This is a genomic window from Metapseudomonas resinovorans, from assembly GCF_002003485.1.
Taxonomy (GTDB): Bacteria; Pseudomonadota; Gammaproteobacteria; order Pseudomonadales; family Pseudomonadaceae; genus Metapseudomonas; species Metapseudomonas resinovorans_D.
Genome location: NZ_BDMA01000066.1, coordinates 96417 through 119834, shown reverse-complemented (window position 1 = coordinate 119834; position 23418 = coordinate 96417). Strand labels below are relative to the sequence as shown.

Below are 23418 nucleotides of genomic sequence, written 5' to 3'. Positions count from 1 at the left end.
AATCGCGAAGCAGGACACAGTCCTGCCCGGTGGAAATGAATTCGCTTCCACAAATGCAAAATCTCCAATGCCACGTCACAAACCCAACCCCTGATTCGTCGTGAAGGTGTAACCCCCTTCCAGTCCCGAACGAGGAACACGTGATGAACCAGGCAAGCCCCCTCAACTACCAGCAGGTCATCCCCGATGTCATCAACGCCATGGGCGAGGTGCACACGCCGCTGGATGCCCTCGGCCTCGAACGCAGCCTGCACCATCTGGTGCAACTGCGCGCCTCGCAACTCAACCAGTGCGCCTTCTGCGTGAAGATGCATACCCGCGAGGCGAGGGAAGACGGCGAAACCAGCGAGCGCCTGGATCGCCTGGTGGTCTGGGACCACTGCAACGACTTCACCCCGCGTGAAAAAGCGGCCCTGGCCTGGACCGAGGCGCTGACCCAACTCGACCGGCGCACCGACTATGCTGCCCTGCGCACCAACCTGCGCGAGCATTTCAGCGAAGTCGAAATCGGCGCGCTGACCGCTACCGTGGCGATGATCAACCTCTGGAACCGCATCCAGATATCGAGGCACTGAAGTGAGAACCGCCGACGCCACGGCTGTCTTCGAAGACAGCCGCCGCTTCCTGATGAACCTGGCCTACCGCATTCTCGGCTCGCGCAGCGACGCCGAGGACGCAGTGCAGGAAACCTTCCTCAAGTGGCGCGAAAGCGACCCCGCAACCCTGGACAACCCACATGCCTGGCTGACCACCCTCTGCACCCGCCATTGCATTGACCAGTTGCGCCTCGGCCACCGGGCGCGGGTGGAGTACGTCGGCACCTGGCTGCCGGAGCCCATCCACAGCGAAACCACGGAGTCGCCGGAAATGCTGCTGGAACTCACCTCCTCGCTGTCCACCGCCTTCCTCCTGCTGCTGGAACGCCTCACGCCACGGGAGCGGGCGGCCTACCTGCTCTACGAGATATTCGACCAGGACTACGCGGACGTGGCCCGCGCCATCGGCGTGCAGGAAGCCGCCTGCCGCAAGCTGGTGTCCCGCGCCCGCATCGGCCTGGCGGAAGGCAAGGTGCGTCACCAGCCGCCACGGGAACGCCAGGAGCAATTGCTCGAGGCCTTCCACGGCGCCATCGTCAGCGGCGCCACTGCCGGGCTGACCGCCCTGCTCTCGGACGAAGTGGAGCTGTGCGCCGATGGCGGTGGCAAGGTGCCGACCCTGGGCCACATCCTCCAGGGCAAGGAAGAGGTGCTGGACTTCATCTTCGATTCCCTGCGCGGCTACTGGAGCGACTATGACTGGCTACCCGCCGAGCTCAACGGCGGGCGCGGAGTGATTCTCGCCCATGGCGACGAAATCGCGGCTTCGGTCACCTTCGCGTACGACGAAGACGGCCGGGTCAGTAACATCTACATCGTGCGCAATCCGGAGAAACTGGCGGGCCTCGGGGTGCCCAACTGACGATGCCCGCCCCAATCCGACGAAACAGTCCGACACATCTCGGCGCCGCCGCAGGCCGCCATTCGACGTTTTCTTCACATTCCCTCTGGCAATGTCCGTCCCTTTCGGCGGACCTATCTGGAACCAATGTGCCATCAGGTGATCTACTTGACCCCCGGCATCGTTCACCTCCAAAGGTGCCGCCCCGCCCTGAGTAGACCAATGGATGCTTGATCGCATGACCGCACAGGAACCTGTAGCCACCCGGCAGTCCTCGTTCAACCTGGACACCCCCACCGTCAAGAGCCACTTGGCTTTCACCCTGCTCAGCGCTCTTGCGCTGATGCTGATGTACAGCCTGCTGCGAGTGGCGCTGCTGGTGTACAACAGCGACCAGATCGGCGACAGCCCAGCCTCGGTCTTCGTCGAGGCCTTCTTCAACGGCCTGCGCTTCGACCTGCGGGTGGTGGTATTTGCCCTCGTTCCGCTACTGCTGTCGCTGTTCAGCGTCCGCGCCATGGCCGCACGCGGCCTGCACCGGCTCTGGCTGACCCTGTTCGCCAGCCTCACCCTGTTCCTCGGCATCAGCGAGCTGGACTTTTACCGCGAGTTCCACCAGCGCCTGAACGGCCTGGTGTTCCAGTACCTGCAGGAAGACCTGGGCACTGTCGCCAGCATGATCTGGAACGGTTTCCCGGTAGGTCGCTACCTGATCGCCTGGGCCCTCACCACCGCCCTGCTCTATTTGATGTTCCGTGGCCTGGACCTGATCAGTCGTCCGCGCGCGACGAGGGTCGTGAGCGCCCAGCCCAACGCCCGTGCAACCGCGCCCTGGTTCAGCCGCGTGGCGATCTTCATGGTCTGCCTGGTGATTGCGGTTGTCGCCGTCCGTGGCCACCTGCGCCAGGGGCCGCCGCTGCGTTGGGGCGATGCCTTTACCACCGATTCGATGTTCGCCAACCAGCTGGGCCTGAATGGCACCCTGACTCTGGTAGACGCCGCCAAGAACAGCTTCTCGTCCCACCGCGACAATGCCTGGAAGGCGACGCTGCCCGAAGACGAGGCCCTGGCCGCCGTGCGCCAGATGCTGCTGACCCCCAACGACAAGCTGGTGGACGCCGATACGGCAGCCATCCGTCGTGATTTCACCCCGCCGGCTGAAGGCACCCTGCCGATCAAGAACGTGGTGGTGATCCTGATGGAGAGCTTCGCCGGTCGTTATGTCGGCGCCATGGGCAGCCAGGAAGGCATCACCCCGTACTTCGACAAACTGGCCAAGGAGGGACTGCTGTTCGACCGCTTCTTCTCCAACGGCACCCATACCCACCAGGGGATGTTCGCCACCATGGCCTGCTTCCCCAACCTGCCGAGCTTCGAGTACCTGATGCGCACCCCGGAAGGCGCGCACAAGTTCTCCGGCCTGCCGCAACTGCTGAGCGCCCGCGAGTTCAACGACCTCTACGTCTACAACGGCAACTTCCAGTGGGATAACCAGTCCGGCTTCTTCAGCAACCAGGGCATGACCCGCTTCATCGGCCGCGAGGACTTCGTCAATCCGGTGTTCATGGACAAGACCTGGGGCGTGTCCGACCAGGACATGTTCGATCGGGGCGCCGCCGAACTGGCGAAGATGCCCACCGACAAGCCGTTCTACGCGCTGCTGCAGACCCTCTCCAACCACACGCCCTATGCCCTGCCGGTGGACCTGCCGGTGGACAAGGTCACCGGCCACGGCGCCCATGACGAGCACCTGACCGCCATGCGCTACGCCGACTGGGCCCTGGGCCAGTTCTTCGAGAAGGCGCGCAAGGAGCCCTACTTCAAGGACACCCTGTTCGTGGTGGTCGGCGACCACGGCTTCGGTAGCGACAAGCAGCTCACCGAGATGGACCTGTTCCGCTTCAACGTGCCGTTGCTGCTGATCGGCCCGGGCGTGCAGGAGAAGTTCGGCAGCCTGAACCACAACGTCGCCACCCAGATCGACATCGTGCCCACCATCATGGGTCGCCTGGGCGGGGAAGTACGCCACCAGTGCTGGGGCCGTGACCTGCTCAACCTGCCGAAAGACGATCCGGGCATCGGCGTGATCAAACCGTCGGGTAGCGACCAGACGGTGGCCATCGTCAGTGCCGACCGCATCCTGATCCAGCCCAAGGACTTCCCGCCCCGCCTCTACCAGTACCAACTGGGTGCCGACGCCAAGGCCGTGCGCATCCCAGGCGACAGCGACCCGCGCCTGCAGAAGTACCTGGAAGCCTTCCTGCAGACCGCCACCGGCAGCCTGTTGAACAACACGGCCGGCGTCCAGGACGCCAAGCAGAACCAGTGATGACCCAGGCCCCGCTCGATGCGGGGCCTTTTTTTGTAGGGGCGAATTCATTCGCCAAGGGCAGCACAGCTGCCCCGTAGGGTGGATGTCGCTCTTTGCATCCACCAACGGAGTCCAGGTGAGCCACGACCGGTGGATCGATGGAGCGTGATCCACCCTACAAAGACCCGAAGGTCCCGCACGAGCAGGTCCGTAGGATGGGTGGAGCGGAGCGATACCCATCGATGAGAGGCAGTAGGCTGCTTGCCGAGTTCTGCGGATGTTTCTGGTTTCGCCTCCCGGCGAGTCTCTTTTGGCAGTCGCCCCAAAAGAAACCAAAAGGGCTTGCCCCTGCATCCGGCCCGACTTCGTCGGGTCCCCTCCCTCCATCGTTGCGCCGGGGGCACGGCGAGAGGGGCCATCCATGGCCCCACACGCCTCTCGCGGCATCCATGCCGCTCGTCCCCCTCTGCAACGATTCCGCTCGGCCTTCTGAAGGGGCGAGGTCACTGCCCCACCGCCTCTGCCCGGTTTCAGGCCCGTGTGGGCCTCAGGATGACTTGTCCCTCGCCAGCGCGAGTCACCCCTCGCCCGTTGCAACCCTTGGCGAATAAATTCGCCCCCACAGGTTTTCCTCGCTCCGCTCGCCGCTTGACAGCCCCGCCCCCAGCCCGCAAATTACGCAAAGTGTAAATTGATTACGAAAACAATAATGCTGGCACCCGGACCTCACACCGGAACGCCTGCCGCCGAGCGAATGCCATGGACCTCTACACCTATTACCGCTCCACCTCCTCCTACCGGGTGCGCATCGCCCTGGCGCTGAAGGGGCTGGAAGCCCGGCATATCCCGGTAAACCTGATCCAGGATGGCGGCCAGCAGCACAGTCCCGAATACAAGGCGCTCAATCCCCAGGGTCGCGTGCCCAGCCTACGTACCGACGACGGCCGGGTACTGACCCAGTCCCCTGCCATCATCGAATACCTCGAAGAACGCCATCCGCAGCCCGCCCTCCTGCCCCAAGGCCTGGAAGCCCGTGCCCAACAGCGCGCGGTGGCGGCCATCATCGGCTGCGATATCCATCCGCTGCACAACGTCTCGGTGCTCAACCGCCTGCGCGGCCTCAAGATTGAAGAAGCCGAGGTGATGAACTGGATTCGTCACTGGATCGCGGAAGGCTTCAATGCGGTCGAAGCCCTGATAGGAGAGGAAGGTTTCTGCTTCGGCGAACCGGGCCTGGCTGACGTCTACCTGCTACCGCAGGTCTATGCCGCCCGCCGTTTCGAGCTGGACCTGTCACACTATCCGAAGATCACCCGGGTAGAAGGCCTTGCCCTCGAGCATCCCGCCTTCATCCAGGCGCACCCTGACCAGCAAGCCGACAAACCGGCCTGAGGCAACGTCCATGCAAAGCCTCGGATTCAAAGTCACCATCGGCGACTACCTCGCCCGCAGCGTTCGCGGCATTTCCTGCGCGCCCCCGGCAGCCACCTCGCATTGACCTATAACTTCCAATCAATTGCTTGAGGTGCCAAAAAATGGCTGACATGTTCGAAAACCCCATGGGCCTGCAGGGCTTTGAATTCATCGAGTTCGCGTCCCCCACCCCGAATACCCTGGAACCCATCTTCGCCATCATGGGCTTCACCAAGGTCGCGACTCACCGTTCCAAGGACGTGCACCTGTATCGCCAGGGCGAGATCAACCTGATCCTCAACAACGAGCCCAAGAGCCAGGCCGCCTACTTTGCCGCCGAGCACGGCCCGTCCGTCTGCGGCATGGCATTCCGTGTGAAGAATGCTCACCAGGCCTACGCCCGCGCCCTGGAACTGGGTGCCCAGCCCATCGAGATCCCCACCGGCCCGATGGAACTGCGCCTGCCGGCGATCAAGGGCATCGGCGGCGCGCCGCTGTACCTGATCGACCGTTTCGGCGAAGGCTCGTCGATCTATGACATCGACTTCGAATTCATCGAAGGCGTCGACCGCCACCCGAAAGGTGCCGGCCTGAAGTTCATCGATCACCTGACCCACAACGTGTACCGCGGCCGCATGGCCTACTGGGCGGACTTCTACGAGAAGCTGTTCAACTTCCGCGAGATCCGCTACTTCGATATCAAGGGCGAGTACACCGGCCTGACCTCCAAGGCCATGACCGCGCCGGACGGCATGATCCGCATCCCGCTGAACGAAGAGTCCTCCAAGGGCGCGGGCCAGATCGAAGAGTTCCTGATGCAGTTCAACGGCGAAGGCATCCAGCACGTGGCCTTCTTCACCGACGATCTGGTCAAGACCTGGGACGAACTGAAAACCCTCGGCATGCGCTTCATGACCGCGCCGCCGGCCACCTACTACGAGATGCTCCAGGGCCGCCTGCCGGACCACGGCGAACCGGAAGCCGAGTTGCAATCGCGCGGCATCCTGCTGGATGGCACCACTGAAGGCGGCAGCAAGCGCCTGCTGCTGCAGATCTTCTCGGAAACCCTGATGGGGCCGGTGTTCTTCGAGTTCATCCAGCGCAAGGGTGACGACGGTTTCGGCGAAGGTAACTTCAAGGCGCTGTTCGAATCCATCGAACGCGACCAGATCCGTCGTGGCGTATTGAGCACCGAATAAGGCACCCGCCCTCCCCTGAAAAACCCGGCTTCCGCCGGGTTTTTCGTTTATGGGCGCAGCGCACGTCACCGCTGAAATCCATCCAGGTGCGCACGACAATTCGGGCATTTTCGGGATCAAGCCAATTCGCGATTGGACGCACGAATAAAAACAATTACCATTTGCGCCAGAATAAAACTGGACGCCCCCGTGACGACCTCCAACCTCGACGCCGTATTCCTCGCCCAACGCACGCCCTTGCTGCGTACGCTGCTCAGGATAGTGAAGAACCCCAGCGTCGCCGAGGACCTGGTCCAGGAAACCTACCTGCGGGTCGCCACTACCCTGCGCGATCGTCGCGTCGACCACCTCGAACCCTTTCTCTTCCAGACCGGCCGCAACCTGGCCCTCGACCACCTGCGGCACACGCGCATGAAGCTGCGAACACTGCTGGACGATGTTCCCGAGGACGTGATCGAGGCCGTCCCCGCCGCCACCCCTTCAACCGAAGACGGGCTCTACGCCAGCCAGTTGCTCGAACGCCTCGGGGCATCCCTGGCGAAACTGACGGAGCGCCAGCAGCGCATCTTCATCCTCAGCCGCCTGCATGGCTGCGGCCAGGCGGAAATCGCCGAGAAACTCGACGTTTCGCAAAGCACGGTGCAGAAGGAACTGCGACTGATCATGGCAATCTGCGTCGAAACCCTCAGTCGACTGGACCCAGCCTGATGGCGGGCTTTCCCTCGTCCGATCATTGGCAGAGAATACCGGCCCCCCGCCGCGAGGAATCCCCCGTGCCACCCACCGCGCCCGACAACCGTCCACTGGCCGAAGCCCTCGACTGGCTGATCGTCCTGGAGGACGCCGACGAGGCCACCCAGGCACGCTTCGCGGCATGGCTGGACGCCGCGCCCGAGAACCTTGCGGCGTTCGAACAGGCCCAGGCGGTCTGGCAATCCCCCTTGCTGACGGAAGCCGCGCGGCAGCTCGACGAGCGCCCCGCCGCCGTCGTCCAGCCCCTGCCCCAACGTCGCTTCCTCAAGCCCCTGGCCATGGCCGCTGCCGTGTTGCTGGCCGTGGGCTTCGGCCTGCAGAGCGACCTGCTGCTGCGCCTGCGCGCCGACCACCTGACCGAGGTGGGCCAACGCCAGACGCTACAGTTGGCCGACGGTTCCAAGGTGTTGCTGAACACCGACTCGGCCATCTCCAGCCGCATCGACGAGCAACAGCGAGTCGCCCGCCTCTATCGCGGCGAGGCCTATTTCGATGTCGCCCACGACCGCAATCGCCCCTTCGAAGTGGAGGCCGGCCCGGTGCAGGTTTCAGTGCGTGGCACCGCGTTCGCCGTGCGCCGCCTGGGCGATGCGACCGAAGTCAGCGTGCAACGTGGCAGCGTGGACGTCAGCAGCCGCACGGACAGCACCCGCGTCAGCCTCGGCGCCGGCGACAGCATCCGCATCGGCCCGGAGGGCTTCGGCAACCTGCGCCACGCCAACCTGCAACAGGAACTGGCCTGGGTACAGGGCCGCCTGGTGTTCGAGAACTGCCCGCTGAGCCAGGTGCTGGCCGAATTGCGCCGCTACTACCCCGGCTGGATCTACAGCGCCGACGAGCGTCTGGACCAGGTCAGGGTCACCGGCAACTACCGCCTCGATGACCCGGCTGGCGTGGTGCGCTCACTGGCCCAGGTCACATCCGCGCAGCTCCACGAATATCCCTCGCTGCTGATCCTCAACTGAGTCCCCGGTGCCCGGCCGAGCGCCGGGTGCCTTCTCTCGCAACACCAATCCCCAAAGCTTTTTTACGCGCTCGTTCGGGCTCGTTCGTCTCGTCAATTCCAATGCAATTGATTCGCATTAGTATAAAATCGCCGGAATGACGAGTGCTTCCATGCCCCTGCGAACCCGCCGCCTGGCCAAGATCCCCCTGGCAACCTGCAAACTGTCCACGCTGGCCTTATCCATAGCCCTGGCGGGCTTGCCCGTTGTCCCGGTCACGGCCGCCGATCATGACGCCACCCCGAGCAGCCAGAGCCGGCAGCCCGGATACAGCTTCGCGATTGCGCGGCAGCCCCTGGTTTCCGCCCTGAATGCCTTCAGCAGCGTGACCGGCTGGCAAGTGGGGCTGCCAGCGGAACTGGCCGACGGGCTGATCTCCCCCGGCGTGAGCGGTCACTTGCCGGCGCGCCAGGCCCTCCAGCATCTACTGGGCGGAACAGGGCTGGACTACCGCAGCATCGGCGAGCGCAATGTGGTGCTGGAAAAGACAGTCGCCCAGGGCCTGGAATTGCAGCCGCTGACCGTCTCTGCAACCCGTCACGCGCAAAGCGTGAACCTGGTGCCGAGCAGCGTCAGCGTGAGGAGCCGCGAACAGCTGGATCGCGCCAACGTCAACGACATCAAGGACCTGGCGCGCGACGAACCGGGCGTTGCGGTGGGTGGCACCGGCCAGCGCGCCGGTCTCGCCGGCTACAACATCCGCGGCATCGACGGCGACCGCGTGCTGACCCAGGTCGACGGCGTGGAAGTCCCCAACAGCTTCTCCAATGGCCCCTACGCCAAGATCCAGCGCAACTACGTCGACCCGGAAATCGTCAGGCGCGTGGAGATTCTGCGCGGCCCGGCATCGGCGCTCTACGGCAGCAATGCCATCGGCGGTGCGGTGAGTTATTTCACCCTCGACCCGGACGACATCATCGACGCCGACAAGGACGCCGGCGCGCGCCTCAAGTCCGGTTACAGCTCCGCCGATGACAGCTGGATCAACTCGGCCACCCTCGCCGGCCGCCAGGATGATTTCGACGGCCTGCTGCACGTCAGCCGACGTAGCGGCCACGAGACCGAATCCTTCGGCGATCACGGCGGCCCCGGCCTCAGCCGTACCCGCGCCAATCCGGAAGATGCACGCACCTCCAACGTGTTGGCCAAGCTCGGCTGGAACCACACCGACAACGCGCGCCTGGGCCTGGTCTACGAGCATTACAGGGACGATGTCGAATCCGACCAGAAGAGCGCCTACGGCGGTCCCTACTTCGGGGGCCAGCCGATCACGCCGCCGAGCGTCCTGCCCGGTGGGATGTACCAGTGGCGCACCGGCAGCGACACCATCACCCGCGAGCGTTTCGGCCTGGAGCACCAGTTCGGACTCGACTCGAGACTGGCCGACAACGCCCGCTGGACCTTGAATTACCAGGAAGCCAAGACCGACCAACGCACCGAGGAGTTCTACTACCCGCTCACCCGCCAGATGCTGCGGACCCGCGACACCCTCTACCAGGAGCGCCAGTGGGTCTTCGACCTGCAATTGGACAAGGGCTTCAGCCTGGACGAGACGGACCACCTCATCACCTACGGGGCGGCCCTCAGGCGCCAGAAGGTCACCGGCTACCGTGAAGGTCGCGGCACCTGCCTGGCGGTGGGCATCGGCTGCCCCGCCGCAGGCTTCGTGCGCCCCGAAGACAGCCTGGAACGCTCCAGCGATTTTCCCGACCCCACCATCGACACCTATGCACTCTTCGCCCAGGACGAGATCCGCTGGAACGCCTGGACCCTGCTGCCCGGCCTGCGCTACGACTACACCCGACTGAAGCCGCACATCACCGAACACTTCCTCAACACCGTCGAACAGAGCAACAGCGGCAACGTCAACGCTGAAGCGAGCAGCTGGCACCAGCTCTCGCCCAAACTCGGCGTGACCTACACCTTCAACGACCACTACCTATGGTACGGGCAGTACGCCGAAGGGTTTCGCACCCCCAGCGCCAAGGCGCTGTATGGCCGCTTCGAAAACACCACCAACGGCTACCGGCTGGAGCCCAACCCCAACCTCGATCCTGAGAGCAGCCGCAGCTACGAGACCGGCCTGCGCGGCACCTTCGAAGCGGGGTACTTCGACCTCGCCCTGTTCTACAACCAGTACAGCGACCTGATCGACGAAGACGCCCTCGCCCCCGACAGCAACGAACTGACCTTCCAGACCCACAACGTCTCCGAAGCGGTGATCAAGGGCATCGAACTCAAGGGCCGACTGGAACTTGAACCCTTCGGCGCGCCCGTCGGCTTCTATGCCAAGGGCTCGGTCGCCTACGCATGGGGTCGCAACCTGGACAACGGTGAGCCACTCAACAGCATCACACCGCTTACCGGCGTGTTCGGACTGGGTTACGACCAGGCCGAACGCCGCTATGGCGCCTTGCTCGACTGGACGCTGGTCAAGCGCAAGACCCGCATCGACGAAAGCAGCTTCAGCGCACCGGATGGCACCAGCAGCCAGTTCAAGCCTCCGGGTTTCGGCATCCTCGACCTGAGCGGCTACTACCGGCTCACCAACGACCTGACCATCAACGCCGGGCTGTTCAACCTGACCGACAAGAAGTACTGGCTGTGGGAAGACGTGCGCGGCTTCAACGGCGAATCCTCGGTATTGAGCCCGGCCAACCTCGATCGCCTGACCCAGCCCGGACGCAACGTCTCGGTCAACCTGGAATGGGACATCTGACCCGCTTTCCTTACGCCCCTCCCCCGCTCTCTCGCCTCGCCAGCAGCCCCTTCAGCAAGCCCTGAAGCCCCCGTCGAGCCGCCGGGCCACAGCTGGACCGCTGCCGTGACTAAGCTTGTCCATGGGGGCTGGAGGTTCGTCACATGCAACTCATCAGCGTCAGCATCGACAAGCCCGAGTCGATCAACTTCATCTTCGGCCAGACCCACTTCATCAAATCGGTCGAAGACATCCACGAAACCCTGGTGGGCAGCGTGCCCGGCATCCGCTTCGGCCTGGCGTTCTGCGAAGCCTCCGGCAGTTGCCTGGTGCGCTGCTCCGGCACCGATGAAGCCATGCTCGAACTGGCCCGCAAGAACGCCATGGACATAGGCGCCGGGCACAGCTTCATCGTCTTCCTGGGTGAAGGCTTCTTCCCGGTCAATGTGCTCAACAACCTCAAGCTCGTGCCGGAGGTCTGCCGCATCTACTGCGCCACCGCGAATCCCACCCAGGTCATCCTCGCCGAGACCGAGCAGGGCCGTGGCGTTCTCGGCGTGGTGGACGGTTTCTCCCCCAGAGGCATCGAAGGCGAAGAGGACGTTGCCTGGCGCAAGGGCCTGCTCAGGCAGATCGGCTACAAGCTCTGACGCCGGCGGCGTACCGCTCGACGCCTGCTTCGCCTATCCGCAAGCAAAAAAAAAAGCTGCCATCGCCGGCAGCTTCAGTTTGCACCCTGGCACTTCCTGTGCCCTTTCTGTTCCTGCAATCAGGATGCTCCAGACGCATGACGCCAGCGTGTCAGCGAGATGACCACTACGCGACAGGTGCGCGCGGCATCTTCAGAGTCCCTTAAGACTCGCGCCGGATACTCCCTCCATTCGCCATTCGCCTGGAGGGCCGCGATGAACAATACCGAGTGGAACGCCCTGTTCCCCTTACGTTTCGGTCTGAATTCGCAGCAACACTTCCTGTCCCTGCTGCTGCCCGGTACCCCGGGACGCACCCAGACCGAGGATTTCGTCCATCGTCGGTTTCTCAGTGCCCACGGTGCCGACATCCGCCAGTTCATGCCGGAACTGCTCAGCATGCGCAACTTCCACGGCGCGCTCAGCGCCGCGACCGGCATCCGCCTTGCCGAGGATGGGCCACTGTTCCTGGAGCAGTACCTGGCGCGTTCGGCGGAAGCGTTGATCTCAGCCCTCGCAGGCGGCCAAGTCCGGCGCGAGCAGGTGGTTGAAGTGGGTAACCTGGCTTCGATCAACGCCGGCAATGCGCGGTTGATCATCGTCGCCATGACCTGGCTGCTGAATCTGCGAGGTCTGGAGTGGGTGGTGTTCACCGGCGCCCCGGCACTGATCAACAGCTTCCGTCGCCTGGGTCTGGAACCCCTGCCCCTCGGCGAGGCCGACCCTCTCCGCCTTGGCGAGGCGCAGCAGCAATGGGGCACCTACTACGAGCAGAAGCCCCAGGTGTTCACCGGCAACATCCGCCATGGCTTCGAGCAATTGCAGAGCAATGGCGTACTCGCACGCCTGGGCTTTCCCGATATCGACAGGGCCTCCCACCATGCAGCCTGAAGCCCTGCGCGAGCGCTTGCGCGAACATGCCAATCATCTACCGATGCCACTGGCCATCCGTGGGGATACCCGGCGCTATACCTATGCCCAGCTGCTGACCGAAGTGGAGCGGCGTGAAGGCCTGCTGCGCAAGGAGCCCGAGGGCGTGCTGGCACTCGGCCTGGACAATGGACCCGAGGCCCTGCTCTGGGACCTGGCCGCCCTCTTTGCCGGTCGGCCCTGCCTGACCCTGCCGCCGTTTTTCAGCCCGCAGCAGCGCGCCCATTGCCTGGCGCAGTGTGACGTCCGCCTGGCCGTGGCGGACGCAAGCTACGCAGGCGAACTGGAAGACGCCGGTTTCCAGGCGGACGACGGCTTCTGGCGCAGGCCCCCCGGCACGCGTGCCGCCCTGCCCACCGGAACCGCGAAGATCACCTACACCTCCGGCACCACCGGCCAGCCCAAGGGCGTCTGCCTGGGAGCGCCGGCCCTGCTGCGGGTCAGCCAGGAACTGGACGTAGCCAGCCGCCCCACTGCACCGGCGCACTACCTGGCCGTCTTGCCGATGGCCGTGCTGCTGGAGAACCTTGGGGTCTACGCCGCATTGCTCGCCGGTGCCTGCGTCACCCTGTTGCCGCAGCGGCAGATGGGCATCCAGGGTGCGAGCGGGGTCGACTGGGAACGGTTGCTCGCCACGCTCGTACTCAGTGGTGCCCAGAGCCTGATCCTGGTGCCGCAGCTGTTACTCGGCCTGGTCACAGCCATCGAACGCAGCCTCCTCAGCGCCGCACAGTTCCGCTTCGTTGCGGTGGGCGGCGCGCGGGTCTCGGAGGATCTGCTGGCCCGCGCGGCGCGGATCGGCCTGCCGGTATTCGAAGGCTACGGCCTCTCCGAATGCGCATCGGTGGTTTGCCTGAACCGCCCCGGTGCCAATCGCCCCGGCAGCGTCGGCCGGCCCCTGCCCCATGTTCAGGTGCGGCTGGCGGACGACGGCGAAGTGCAAGTCGCTGGCTCCACCCTGCTCGGCTACCTGGGCGAGGCGCCCCATGCAGTCGACTGGTGGCCCACCGGCGACCTGGGTGAGTTCGACAACGAAGGCTACCTGCACCTCAAGGGCCGCAAGAAACACCAGTTCATCACCAGCTTCGGCCGCAACGTGAATCCGGACTGGGTGGAAGCCGAACTCACCCAGCGCGGGGTGATCGCCCAGGCCTTCGTCCAGGGTGAAGGCCTGCCCGGCAACCTGGCCCTGCTCTGGCCGCTGGACCCGCAGTGCGACGACCAGACCCTCGCCGATGCAGTGGCCAGCGCCAATGCCGCGCTACCCGACTACGCGCGGGTCAGGGCCTGGCACCGGCTGGCCGCTCCTTTCAGCGTTACCGACGGGCTGCTCACCAGCAACGGGCGCCTGCGCCGCGACGCCATCGCCGAGCGCTATCGCAGCGCCCTGCTCGAACTCGAGAACGAGGTACGACCATGAGTTTCTTCAACCAGCTGCAAGCCGCCACTGCCACCGAGCGGGACGCCCTGTTCAGTGTTCCGGTGATACGCGAGGCCCTGGCCGGACAGGTGAGCCTGGAGGGCTACCGCGCCTTCCTCGGCCAGGCCTACCACCACGTGCGCCATACCGTGCCGCTGATGATGGCGTGCGGGGCGCGCCTGCCCTCGCGTCTGGAATGGCTGCGGGGCGCCGTGTGCGAATACATCGATGAGGAATACGGCCACGAACGCTGGATCCTCGATGACATCCGGGCCTGCGGAGGCGACGCCGAGGCCGCCCGCCACAGCCGTCCCTCGCTGGCCATCGAACTGATGGTCGCCTATCTCTACGACCTGATTGCCCGAGGCAACCCGGTGGGTCTTTTCGGCATGGTCAACGTGCTGGAAGGCACCAGCATAGCCCTGGCCACCCAGGCTGCCGGCACCATCCGCGAGAGCCTCGGACTGCCGGCGGAAGCCTTCAGCTACCTGTCCTCCCACGGCGCCCTCGACCAGGATCACATGGCTACCTACCGCCGCCTGATGGATCGCCTGGAAGACGAGGACGACCAACAGGCCGTGATCCACGCCGCCAAGGTCGTCTACCAGTTGTATGCGGAGATGTTCCGTGGCCTGCCCCGCGCCGGTGAGGTGAGCCATGCGACTCGATGACTGCCGGGTACTGCTCACTGGCGCCAGTGGCGGCATCGGTCTGGCCCTGGTCGAACAGCTCTGCGCACGGGGTGCCCACGTGCTGGCGGTCAGTCGCCATCCGGAGACCCTGGCCGAGCTACGCCAGCGCTTCTCGCATCAACTGTCCTGGGTCGGCGCCGACCTGCGTTCCGCCACTGGCCGCCAGCGAGTGCTGGATACCGCTCGTGGCATGGGCGGTGTCAACGTCCTGATGAACGCTGCCGGGGTCAACGCCTTCGCCATGCTGGAACAGGTGGATGACGGCCAGATCGAAGACATGCTCGCCCTCAACGTCACCGCCACCCTGCAGCTGACCCGTGCCCTCTTGCCATTGCTGCGGCAGCAGCGCCACGGCCTGGTGGTGAACGTGGGGTCCACCTACGGCTCCATCGGTTATCCCGGTTATGCCGTGTACTGCGCCAGCAAGTTCGCCCTGCGCGGATTTTCCGAGGCGCTGCGCCGGGAACTGGCCGACACCTCCGTGAACGTTCTGTACGTCGCGCCGCGCGCCACCCGCACCAGCATGAACAGCCAGACCGCCATGGCCCTCAACGCCGAACTCAAAGTGGGCGTGGACGAGCCGGAGCAAGTGGCCGGCGCGGTGATCGCGGCCATCGAGAAAGACCTCAGCGAGCTCTACCTCGGCTGGCCGGAGAAGTTCTTCGTCCGCCTCAACAGCATGCTGCCGGGCCTGGTGGATCGCGCCCTGCACAAGCAGCTGCCGATCATTCGCCGCTTCAGCAAACTCCATCACGGCAAGGACCCTTCATGATGAACAAGCTCTTGTGCGCCTTCGGTCTGTTCCTGACCCTCTGCATCCCCGCGTGGGCCCTCGATGCCGGCGGCAGCCAGCGTCTGGCGGACATTCAGAAACGCTGGGCGGAAATCCAGTACCAGCTTCCGGAGAAACAGCGCGCCGCCGAATTCGAGAAGCTCGCCGCCCAGAGTGGCGCCTTCACCCGCAGCGCCCCGCAGGCGGCCGAAGCCTGGATCTGGCACGGCATCGTCACTAGCAGCTGGGCCGGCGCCGAAGGTGGTCTGGGGGCGCTGGGCAAGGTGAAGGAAGCCCGCGCCGCTCTGGAAAAAGCCATCCAGCTCGACCCACAGGCCCTGCAGGGCTCGGCCTATACCAGCCTCGGTGCCTTGTACGACCGGGTGCCCGGCTGGCCCGTCAGCTTCGGCGACGAGGACAAGGCCGACCAGTTGCTGCGCAAGGCCCTGGAGATCAACCCGGCGGGGATCGACAGCCTGTATTTCTGGGGCGACCACCTCAATCGCCAGGGTCACCCGGAGCAGGCGCGCGAGGCATTGCTCAAGGCCAAGGCCGCCGCCCCGCGCCCGGGGCGCGAGCTAGCCGACCAGGGCAGGCGTCAGGAAATCGATGCTTTACTGCAGGAAATCCAGACGCACTGAAGCACTAAGGCGACCCATGCGACTTCTACTCGTCGAAGACGACAACGCCCTCGGCGCTGGCGTGCGCGCCGGCCTGCGCCAGGAGGGCTATACCATCGACTGGCTCACCGACGGCGCCAGCGCCCTGCACGCCTTGCAGAACGAAGAGTTCGACCTGGCCATCCTCGACCTCGGCCTGCCGCGACTGGACGGTGTGCACGTCCTGCAGAAACTCCGGGCTGGCGGCTCCACGTTACCGGTGCTGGTACTCACCGCCCGCGACGGCCTTGAGGACCGTATCCTCGGCCTGGACGCCGGCGCCGACGATTACCTGGTCAAGCCCTTCGACCTCAATGAACTCAAGGCCCGCCTGCGCGCCCTGCTGCGCCGCAGCGCGGGTCGGCCACAGGTACTCATCGAACACGCCGGCGTGGTGCTCGACCCGACCAACCAGCAGGTGAGCTACCAGGGCAACCCCGTGCCGCTGACGCCCAAGGAATACCAGCTGCTCCACGAGCTGCTCTCGCAGCCGGGCAAGGTGCTCACCCGCGAACGCCTGGTGCAGACGCTCTATGGCTGGGACGAAGAAGCCGAAAGCAACACGCTGGAAGTGCATATCCACCACCTTCGCAAGAAGCTCTCCAGCGACCTCATCCGCACCGTGCGTGGCATCGGCTACCGGGTGGATGCGCAGCCATGACCTCGTTGCGCCGCCGCACCCTGGGGCTGGTGATGGTCCTGCTGTTGCTCGGCACACTGATCATCGTCTACCTCAACTACCGCGACAGCAGCCATGAGGTGGAGGAAATCTACGATGCCCACCTGGCGCAGAACGCCCGGCTGTTGCTGGGGGTCATGCACATGCCGCAGGCCAACAGCGACCGGGCCGAGCTGTTCCGGGCGTTCAACCAGGCCCTCAGTCAGGCCGGGCCGCACAAGGTCGGCCACCCCTACGAGAGCAAGCTGGCCTTCCACGTCTGGGACCGCGACGGCCGCAGCCTGGTGCAATCGGCCAGCTCGCCGCCCTTCGACCACGTTCCCATTCGCACAGGGTTCTACAACCTCCAGCTCGGCGACCACCACTGGCGCGGGTTCGTCCTGCCGGATCCGGAACAGGGCCTGCTGATCTGGGTAGGTGAGCGCGACGATGTGCGTCAGGACCTGGTGCAACGCATCGTGCGCCACACCCTGTGGCCGAACCTGATCGGCATCCTCATCCTCGCGACGCTGGTCTGGTTGGCCATCGGCTGGGGCCTGCGCCCCTTGCAGAACATGGCGCGAATGATCCGCAGCCGCCATGCCGACTCCCTCGCGCCCCTGCAGGTCGTGCCACTGCCGCGGGAGCTGGAGCCCATGCAGGCGGCGATCAACCGGCTGTTGGCGCAGATCGAACAGATGCTCAAGCGTGAACGTCGCTTCATCGGCGACGCCGCCCACGAAATGCGAACACCCCTCGCGGTCCTGCGCCTGCATGCGCAGAACGCCCTGGAAGCGACGAACGATGAGCAGCGCACCGAGGCCCTGCGATTTCTCACCGTGGGCGTCGACCGGCTGACTCGCGTGGTGCATCAGTTGCTCACCATGGCCCGTGTAGAGCCCGAACTGGCCAAACAGAAATGGCAGCCCGTGGACCTGGAGCCGCTGGTTCGCGAGCACCTTGCCGAACTCACCCCCCTGGTGCTGGACAAGGGCGTGGAACTGTCCCTGGACGTAGCGGAAGGCGACTACCGCACCACCAGCGATCCGGCGGCCATCGGCATTGCCCTGCAGAACCTGGTGACCAATGCCAGCAACTTTTCCCCAGCCGGCTGCGAAGTGAAGGTCAGCCTGCTGCCGGATGGCCAGGACTTCCTCCTGCTAAGGGTCGAAGACCAGGGGCCAGGCATCGACGAGAGCCGGCTGGAGCGGCTGTTCGAACGCTTCTACAGCCAGGACAACCCCCAGGGCGCGGGGCTCGGCCTGGCCATTGTGCAGATGATCGCCTCGCGCCTGGGCGGCAGCATCAGCCTTGCCAACCGCGAGGGCAGCGGCCTGCGCGCCGACTTCAGGCTGCCGCGCGGGATGCCCTTGCACAGCTCACCCGGCTCGGCCATAGGGAAGCGCTGACCCCGTTCCGATACCCCTCACCGGCGAACTTCGCGGGAAAATTGGATACCGCTCGTCAGCTGCATACCTGCATGTAAAGCCGGACTGGAAGTTCAAACTGTCCGGCGAACAGCCTTCAACTGTTTCCCCCGTGAATCACTGTGGGAAAATTTCCCACAAAATTCATTGCCGTTAAAAAGACCCGTACCAACCAGCCCTCCCGTTATTCCCCTGAGCTCCAAGAGCCGCATGCACGGGCGCCTTCCGCCTGTCCAGAATCATGTTCCCACCGCTGAACCGCGGCCTTGTTCCGGGCTCAACCGATTGTGTGTTCCTCGGGGGCAACCCCGGAAGACCGAGACGGAGGCCCGACTATGTCTTTTAGAAAGTGCCTGCTCACTTTAGCGATTGGTGGTGTTCTCTCGGCATCCAGCGTGCTGGTACCTGATTACATTTCGACTTCATTCAGCGTCCATGCCCAGGACGGAGGTGGTGGACACGGCGGTGGTGGTGGTAGCGGCAGTGGAGGTGGCGGTGGCGGTGGCGGCAGTGGAGGCGGTAGTGGAGGCGGTAGTGGAGGCGGTAGTGGAGGTGGCGGTGGTCACGGTGGCGGCTCTGGCGGCGGCGGTGGCCATGGCGGAGGAAGCGGTGGCGGTGGCGGTGGAAGCGGTTCCGGCCACGGTGGAGATGGAGGCGGCCATGACGGTGGTGGCGGCAACGCCGGCTCCGGACATGGCGGCCATGGCGACGGTGATGGTGATGGCGACGGCCATGGCGGGCCGGGACGCGGCGATGCGGACCATGGAGGTATCGCTGGCAACAGGGGCGACAACGACGCCGACAACGACAACGACAACGACAACGATGCCGCCGATGCCGCCCGGGACGCGGCCCGCGATGATGCGAATGCGGCCAGGGACACCGCCCGGGCTGATGCGGACGCCGCCAGAGATGCGGCCAAGGACGCCGCAGACGCTGCCCGGGATGCCGCCAGATCAGCCGCCGATGCGGCCAGGGATGCGGCCAGGGCGGCAGGTGACGAAGGCGCGGATGCGGCCCGGGATGCCGCAAGAGCGGCTGCGGATAACGCCAGGGACGCAGCCAAGGCTGCGGCAAATGCGGCTCGGGACGCTGCAAGAGACGACGCGGATGCCGCCAGGGATGCGGCCAAAGCCGCGGCTAATGCAGCCCGCGACGCAGCCAGGGAAGCTGCGGACGAAGCTGATGACGCCGCTGATGCACCCGACGTCGATGCCGTCGAGGCAGAACCCAATGACGCGCCGGATGCTCCGGATGTTGACGTCGTCGAAGTAGAGCACCGCTCGGCACAATAACGAGGAAGGAACTGGGGAGTCGCACCTTGCGGAGTGTCCAGGCTGGCGCAAGCCGGTCTGGAGCTCCGGTCTTTTGCCGAGTGCTGCCGACGCATTCAGCCAGGCGTCGCGTTCGTCCTTTCTGTGGTCGGGTATGGACAGCTATTGCCCGGCAAAGGCGGCGTAATCTGCATCGCAGTCAGGCCATGAACAGCCTCGCTCCCTTGATCACGGTGCGCTTCAAGCTGTTCGCATTGGCAGGCCCTCACCAGGTTCTGCGACCTGCACGGCCTCGAATGCTTCGAAGCCGGTTTCTCCGTACAGACGTGACTCGTCGAAGGCCATGAGCTTGAGACCTCGCCGCCGCCACACAGGCGGCTTTTTTTGCCGACTCATGTATCCGATTCAGGCGCCTTGTTGCCCTGCCCTGGCTGCCTGAATTCCGCAGGCAATCACCACCCTGAAAGCTTGAGCGCCCAAAGCGTGGCCATCCCCCCCGCTAGCGTCAGCGCAGCGTTACGTGTTTGCCATGCGAGCAAGGCTGCGACGATGGCCGCCGGTACCTGTGGATTATCCAGAACAACGTCGCCATGCCCGCTGGGGTACACCACTGCGGGCAGTACCAGCGCGGCCAACACACTGGCCGGCACATACAGCAAGGCTTGTCTCAATAACGCAGGAACTCTCAGTCGACCGTAAAGTTCGACAAACGAAAGACGCATGGCGAAAGTTCCCAGCCCGACGGCCAGAAACAGTCCCCATAAAGAAAAATCACTCATTCAGCCACCTTTTCGTCCTGCGAACGCTGGCGCGCATTTTCGATGAGCACCCCAGCCACGATGCCGGCTATCGAAGCCGTTACCAATCCAAGGTTGTAGGGCATATCGACCGCGAAGACCGCCACCACCCCACCTACCGCGGCGGCCCCGAGGCTGGGCACACTGCGTATGGAGGGCACCAGAATCGCCAGGAAAGACAGCGGTATGGCGAAGCTCAGTGACCATGAACTGGGAATGCTGGCTCCCAGGTAGACGCCGGCCAGTACCGATAGCTGCCAGGACACCCACATGGTCACAGCCGTGCCGGCGTAAAAGAAGTGGGCGAAGCGCCCCAGCTCCCCCGAGGAAAGCTTGAGAATGCAGATGGCGTACGACTGGTCAGACAGCATGTAAGACAGCGGCCACGTCCAACGACGGGGCAAGTGATGCAGGAACGGCGCGAGCGACGCGCTGTACATCACAAAGCGCAAATTGATGACCAGGGCCGTCATCACGATCGCCACCGGCAGCACATCGTTGTGCAGCAGTTGAAGCGCGGCCATCTGTGCCGACCCCGAATAGAACAGCAAGGTCATCGCCATGGTCATGCCTGGGGACATCCCCATGTCTATGGCCATGACACCTGCGACCAGCCCGAACGGCACAACGCCTGGGGTCAAAGGAATAAGCGTGCGAACGCCTGCCCAGAAGGCTTCAGTCCGTGTCTGATACGGCATGTGGTGTCCTTGGTTGTAAAACATGGCGCGAGATTGCTGGCCAACCCGCAGGGTCGGTAGGCGTTGGGGGGCACGAGCTGAAACTGAAAATCGACACCCCTCCGGACACTTTCCCAGACTCCATTTGCCTGGCCCGCACGCTCAGACCTTGAAGTGATTGCGTTTGCGGAACTGCCCCGGGGCCATATCGAACATCGCGCGGAAGCAGCGCTGGAAATGTGGGAGGGTCACGAACCCGCTCGCCACTGCGATCTCGATCAGCGACTTGTTGGTGTGCTGCAGTAGCTGCCGTGCCCGGGTGAGCCGAAGTTCGAGATAGTACCGTGGCGGCGTCGCCTTCACGTAGCGCCGGAAAAGGCGTTCCAGATGTCGCCTGGATATCCCCACATAGCGCGCAATCTCTTCAATCTCGATGGGATCTTCAATATTGCTGTGCATCAGCTCCAGTGCGAGCTTGATCGACTCAGGCAAAGTGGGGTCGAAATCGATGGAGACAACTGACACATCGACGACATCCTTCATCTTGTCGCAGCTGAGCACCTCTTCCACGGCACTCACCAACTCGTCGCCGGCACTGTGGCGCACGACTTCCAGCATCATGCCCAGGGAGCTGTTCGCGCCGGCACAACTGATTCGTCTGCGATCGAGCACCTGGGAATGGCTCGTCACATTCACCTTCGGGAAGAGCTCCATCATCATTGCCCGACAGTCCGGGTGGAATGCGCAGTCATGACCATCCAGCAAGCCGGCTTCGGCCAGGAAGAACGCCCCATTCCAGAGCCCTCCGAGTACCGCCCCAGCGGCGTCGGCAGATCGAAGCTTCGTCCGTAGCAGCGCCTCACCCTCGAGTCGAACGCGAAAGCCGCCACAGACCACCAGGATATCCTGGCGCTTTTCATCCAGCTCGCTGAGGGTGCAATCGGTGGAGATGGAGATGCCAAGGTCACTCACGACGAGATTGCTGTCCCCACCCACCACCTGGACTTCGAACACGGGGGTCGAGCTCATCAGATTGGCCGTAACCAAGGCATCCACCGCACCGGTGAAGGCCATCATCGAAAAATGCTCGCGCAGGATGAAGGACACACGACGAACAGGGGTGGTCAGCCCTGAACGACGGGCCTTGTCCAGATGCGCCAGGTTCTTGCTCTTCAGAACGCTCTCGAAGGACGCTCGCATTTCTCGACTCACAGGAACTCAGGGTACGGATCGACATTCCCCCTGCTGATGCCCGGATGTCGGTCCGAAGTCTGGTACCAGCGCAAGCAAATTCTCACAATTGGGGGCTTCCGGACAGTTCTGCATTCGCCGCTTCCATTTCCCGATGCGACGCCGCGCCTGGACGGATCGCTGCCGACAGCTTGAGTTTTACTCGCAGACCCAGGGCAGCCCTGAAGCCAGCAGCGACTCTAGCTATCCGACCCGGAACTGAGACCGAGAACGAAATTGACCGGGAGCCACATCAAATTTCTCGCGAAAGCAGCGACTGAAATGCGGAAGGGTGGCAAATCCGCTCGCCACGGATATTTCGGTCAAGGACTTGTTGGTGTGTTGCAACAGTTGGCGCGCATGCGTGAGTCGCAGCTCCATGTAGTAGCGCGGAGGTGTCGCCTTTACGTGCCGCCTGAACAGACGCTCCAGGTGCCGTCTGGAAATACGCGAATACCGCGCGATCTCACCTATGTCGATGGGGTCCTCGATGTTGCTGTGCATAAGTTCCAAGGCGAGCTTGAGCGTTCGTGGCAGGGTTGGATCAAAGTCGATCGACACCACTGATACGTCAACGGTTTCCCGCATCTTGTCGCAACCCAGGACCTCCTCCACCGCATCCAGAAGTTCCTGGCCTGCGCTGTGTCCCACCACTTCCAGCATCATGCCCAGTGAGCTATTCGCGCCAGCGCAACTCATTCGCTTGCGGTCCAGCACGTGGGAATGGGTGGTGACGCTCACCTTGGGAAAGAGCTCGGACATCATCGCTCGACCGTCAGGATGAAAGGCACATTCATGGCCATCCAACAGGCCAGCCTCAGCCAGGAAGTAAGCACCATTCCAGAGGCCGCCAAGCACCGCACCCGCCGCGCCGGCATTACGCAGTTTCGTCTTCAGCTGCGGCTCACTCTGAAGACGGACACGGAATCCGCCGCACACCACAATCATGTCCTGGTGCTTCTCATCGAGTTCAGCAAGCGAGCAATCGGTGGAGATGGCAATCCCCAGGTCGCTCGTAACCAGGTTACCTTCGCCGCCGACGACCAGGACCTCGAACACAGGAGTCGAACTCATGAGGTTGGCCGTCACCAAAGCATCCACCGCTCCGGTGAAGGCCATCATCGAGAAGTGCTCGCGCAGGATGAAGGCGACACGACGTACGGGCGTCGTCAGCCCCGCACGGCTGGCCCTATCCAGATGTGCCAGGTTCTTGCACTTCAATACACTCTCGAATGACGTTCTCATTTCTCGACTCACAGCTGTACAGGGTTTACATCATTGCCACCCCATCCCTGGTAGCGGCTCGTCCCCCGGCGCGGAGTGCCGGACAGCCCCCAATCAAAAAAAATAACCACACCACACGGGCCGATCCGCATCC

At 64.0% G+C, this 23418-nt stretch carries 22 protein-coding genes; 16 read left to right on the top strand and 6 right to left on the bottom strand.

Annotated elements, in window-relative coordinates; all coding sequences use genetic code 11:
* Window positions 1-143 precede the first annotated feature (143 nt).
* The 16 genes from MnOB_RS19080 to MnOB_RS19005 all read left to right on the top strand — a co-directional run bounded on the left by MnOB_RS19080 (window position 144) and on the right by MnOB_RS19005 (window position 18044).
* Window positions 144-575, top strand: coding sequence for a carboxymuconolactone decarboxylase family protein (locus MnOB_RS19080; protein ID WP_077525803.1), 432 nt, complete (start codon window positions 144-146; stop codon window positions 573-575).
* 1 nt (window position 576) lies between these two features.
* Window positions 577-1458, top strand: coding sequence for an RNA polymerase sigma factor SigJ (gene sigJ / locus MnOB_RS19075; protein ID WP_077525802.1), 882 nt, complete (start codon window positions 577-579; stop codon window positions 1456-1458).
* A gap of 217 nt (window positions 1459-1675) precedes the next feature.
* A complete protein-coding gene (locus tag MnOB_RS19070) occupies window positions 1676-3766 on the top strand; it encodes an LTA synthase family protein (protein ID WP_077525801.1) in 2091 nt (696 codons plus the stop codon).
* A 741-nt stretch (window positions 3767-4507) separates the two neighbouring features.
* The gene (gene maiA / locus MnOB_RS19065; protein WP_077525800.1) at window positions 4508-5140 is read left to right on the top strand and encodes a maleylacetoacetate isomerase; all 633 of its coding nucleotides are present in this window, start codon (window positions 4508-4510) and stop codon (window positions 5138-5140) included.
* A 143-nt stretch (window positions 5141-5283) separates the two neighbouring features.
* Window positions 5284-6360 (top strand): 4-hydroxyphenylpyruvate dioxygenase, encoded by a 1077-nt coding sequence (gene hppD, locus MnOB_RS19060; protein WP_077525799.1) that lies wholly within the window; start codon window positions 5284-5286, stop codon window positions 6358-6360.
* A gap of 189 nt (window positions 6361-6549) precedes the next feature.
* Window positions 6550-7068 (top strand): RNA polymerase sigma factor, encoded by a 519-nt coding sequence (locus MnOB_RS19055; RefSeq protein WP_077525798.1) that lies wholly within the window; start codon window positions 6550-6552, stop codon window positions 7066-7068.
* Entirely contained in the window at window positions 7068-8078 is a 1011-nt protein-coding gene (locus MnOB_RS19050) for a FecR family protein (protein WP_077525797.1), read from the top strand. The genes MnOB_RS19055 and MnOB_RS19050 overlap by 1 nt, the downstream gene beginning before the upstream one ends.
* A gap of 151 nt (window positions 8079-8229) precedes the next feature.
* Window positions 8230-10836, top strand: a complete 2607-nt coding sequence (locus tag MnOB_RS19045; protein ID WP_107504103.1) for a TonB-dependent receptor — start codon at window positions 8230-8232, stop codon at window positions 10834-10836.
* A 143-nt stretch (window positions 10837-10979) separates the two neighbouring features.
* Window positions 10980-11465, top strand: a complete 486-nt coding sequence (locus MnOB_RS19040; protein ID WP_077525795.1) for an adenosine-specific kinase — start codon at window positions 10980-10982, stop codon at window positions 11463-11465.
* 255 nt (window positions 11466-11720) lie between these two features.
* On the top strand, window positions 11721-12395 hold the full coding sequence (locus MnOB_RS19035; protein WP_077525794.1) for a thermostable hemolysin: 675 nt from the start codon (window positions 11721-11723) through the stop codon (window positions 12393-12395).
* On the top strand, window positions 12385-13854 hold the full coding sequence (locus MnOB_RS19030; RefSeq protein ID WP_077525793.1) for an AMP-binding protein: 1470 nt from the start codon (window positions 12385-12387) through the stop codon (window positions 13852-13854). The genes MnOB_RS19035 and MnOB_RS19030 overlap by 11 nt, the downstream gene beginning before the upstream one ends.
* Window positions 13851-14525 (top strand): iron-containing redox enzyme family protein, encoded by a 675-nt coding sequence (locus MnOB_RS19025; protein ID WP_077525792.1) that lies wholly within the window; start codon window positions 13851-13853, stop codon window positions 14523-14525. The genes MnOB_RS19030 and MnOB_RS19025 overlap by 4 nt, the downstream gene beginning before the upstream one ends.
* On the top strand, window positions 14512-15318 hold the full coding sequence (locus tag MnOB_RS19020; protein WP_077525791.1) for an SDR family oxidoreductase: 807 nt from the start codon (window positions 14512-14514) through the stop codon (window positions 15316-15318). The genes MnOB_RS19025 and MnOB_RS19020 overlap by 14 nt, the downstream gene beginning before the upstream one ends.
* Window positions 15318-15959 carry a tetratricopeptide repeat protein gene (locus MnOB_RS19015; protein WP_077525790.1) on the top strand — a complete coding sequence of 214 codons (642 nt, stop codon included), beginning with the start codon at window positions 15318-15320 and terminating at the stop codon, window positions 15957-15959. The genes MnOB_RS19020 and MnOB_RS19015 overlap by 1 nt, the downstream gene beginning before the upstream one ends.
* A gap of 16 nt (window positions 15960-15975) precedes the next feature.
* Entirely contained in the window at window positions 15976-16638 is a 663-nt protein-coding gene (locus tag MnOB_RS19010; RefSeq protein WP_077525789.1) for a response regulator, read from the top strand.
* Window positions 16635-18044 carry an ATP-binding protein gene (locus MnOB_RS19005; RefSeq protein WP_077525788.1) on the top strand — a complete coding sequence of 470 codons (1410 nt, stop codon included), beginning with the start codon at window positions 16635-16637 and terminating at the stop codon, window positions 18042-18044. Before MnOB_RS19010 ends, MnOB_RS19005 begins: the two co-directional genes overlap by 4 nt.
* A 440-nt stretch (window positions 18045-18484) precedes the next feature.
* Here the strand turns inward: MnOB_RS19005 and MnOB_RS28880 are convergent, their stop codons facing one another.
* The 6 genes from MnOB_RS28880 to MnOB_RS18975 form a co-directional block, all read right to left on the bottom strand.
* A complete protein-coding gene (locus tag MnOB_RS28880) occupies window positions 18485-18826 on the bottom strand; it encodes a hypothetical protein (protein WP_158713832.1) in 342 nt (113 codons plus the stop codon).
* Window positions 18827-19018: 192 nt separating this feature from the next.
* A complete protein-coding gene (locus tag MnOB_RS28875) occupies window positions 19019-19342 on the bottom strand; it encodes a hypothetical protein (protein WP_158713831.1) in 324 nt (107 codons plus the stop codon).
* 446 nt (window positions 19343-19788) lie between these two features.
* Complete coding sequence (locus tag MnOB_RS18990; protein ID WP_077525786.1) at window positions 19789-20115, bottom strand: AzlD domain-containing protein; 327 nt, start codon at window positions 20113-20115, stop codon at window positions 19789-19791.
* Window positions 20112-20831, bottom strand: a complete 720-nt coding sequence (locus tag MnOB_RS18985; RefSeq protein WP_077525785.1) for an AzlC family ABC transporter permease — start codon at window positions 20829-20831, stop codon at window positions 20112-20114. Before MnOB_RS18985 ends, MnOB_RS18990 begins: the two co-directional genes overlap by 4 nt.
* 141 nt (window positions 20832-20972) lie before the next feature.
* Window positions 20973-22010, bottom strand: a complete 1038-nt coding sequence (locus MnOB_RS18980; RefSeq protein ID WP_077525784.1) for a GlxA family transcriptional regulator — start codon at window positions 22008-22010, stop codon at window positions 20973-20975.
* A 234-nt stretch (window positions 22011-22244) separates the two neighbouring features.
* Window positions 22245-23285, bottom strand: a complete 1041-nt coding sequence (locus MnOB_RS18975; protein ID WP_077525783.1) for a GlxA family transcriptional regulator — start codon at window positions 23283-23285, stop codon at window positions 22245-22247.
* Between the last annotated feature and the right edge of the window lie 133 nt (window positions 23286-23418).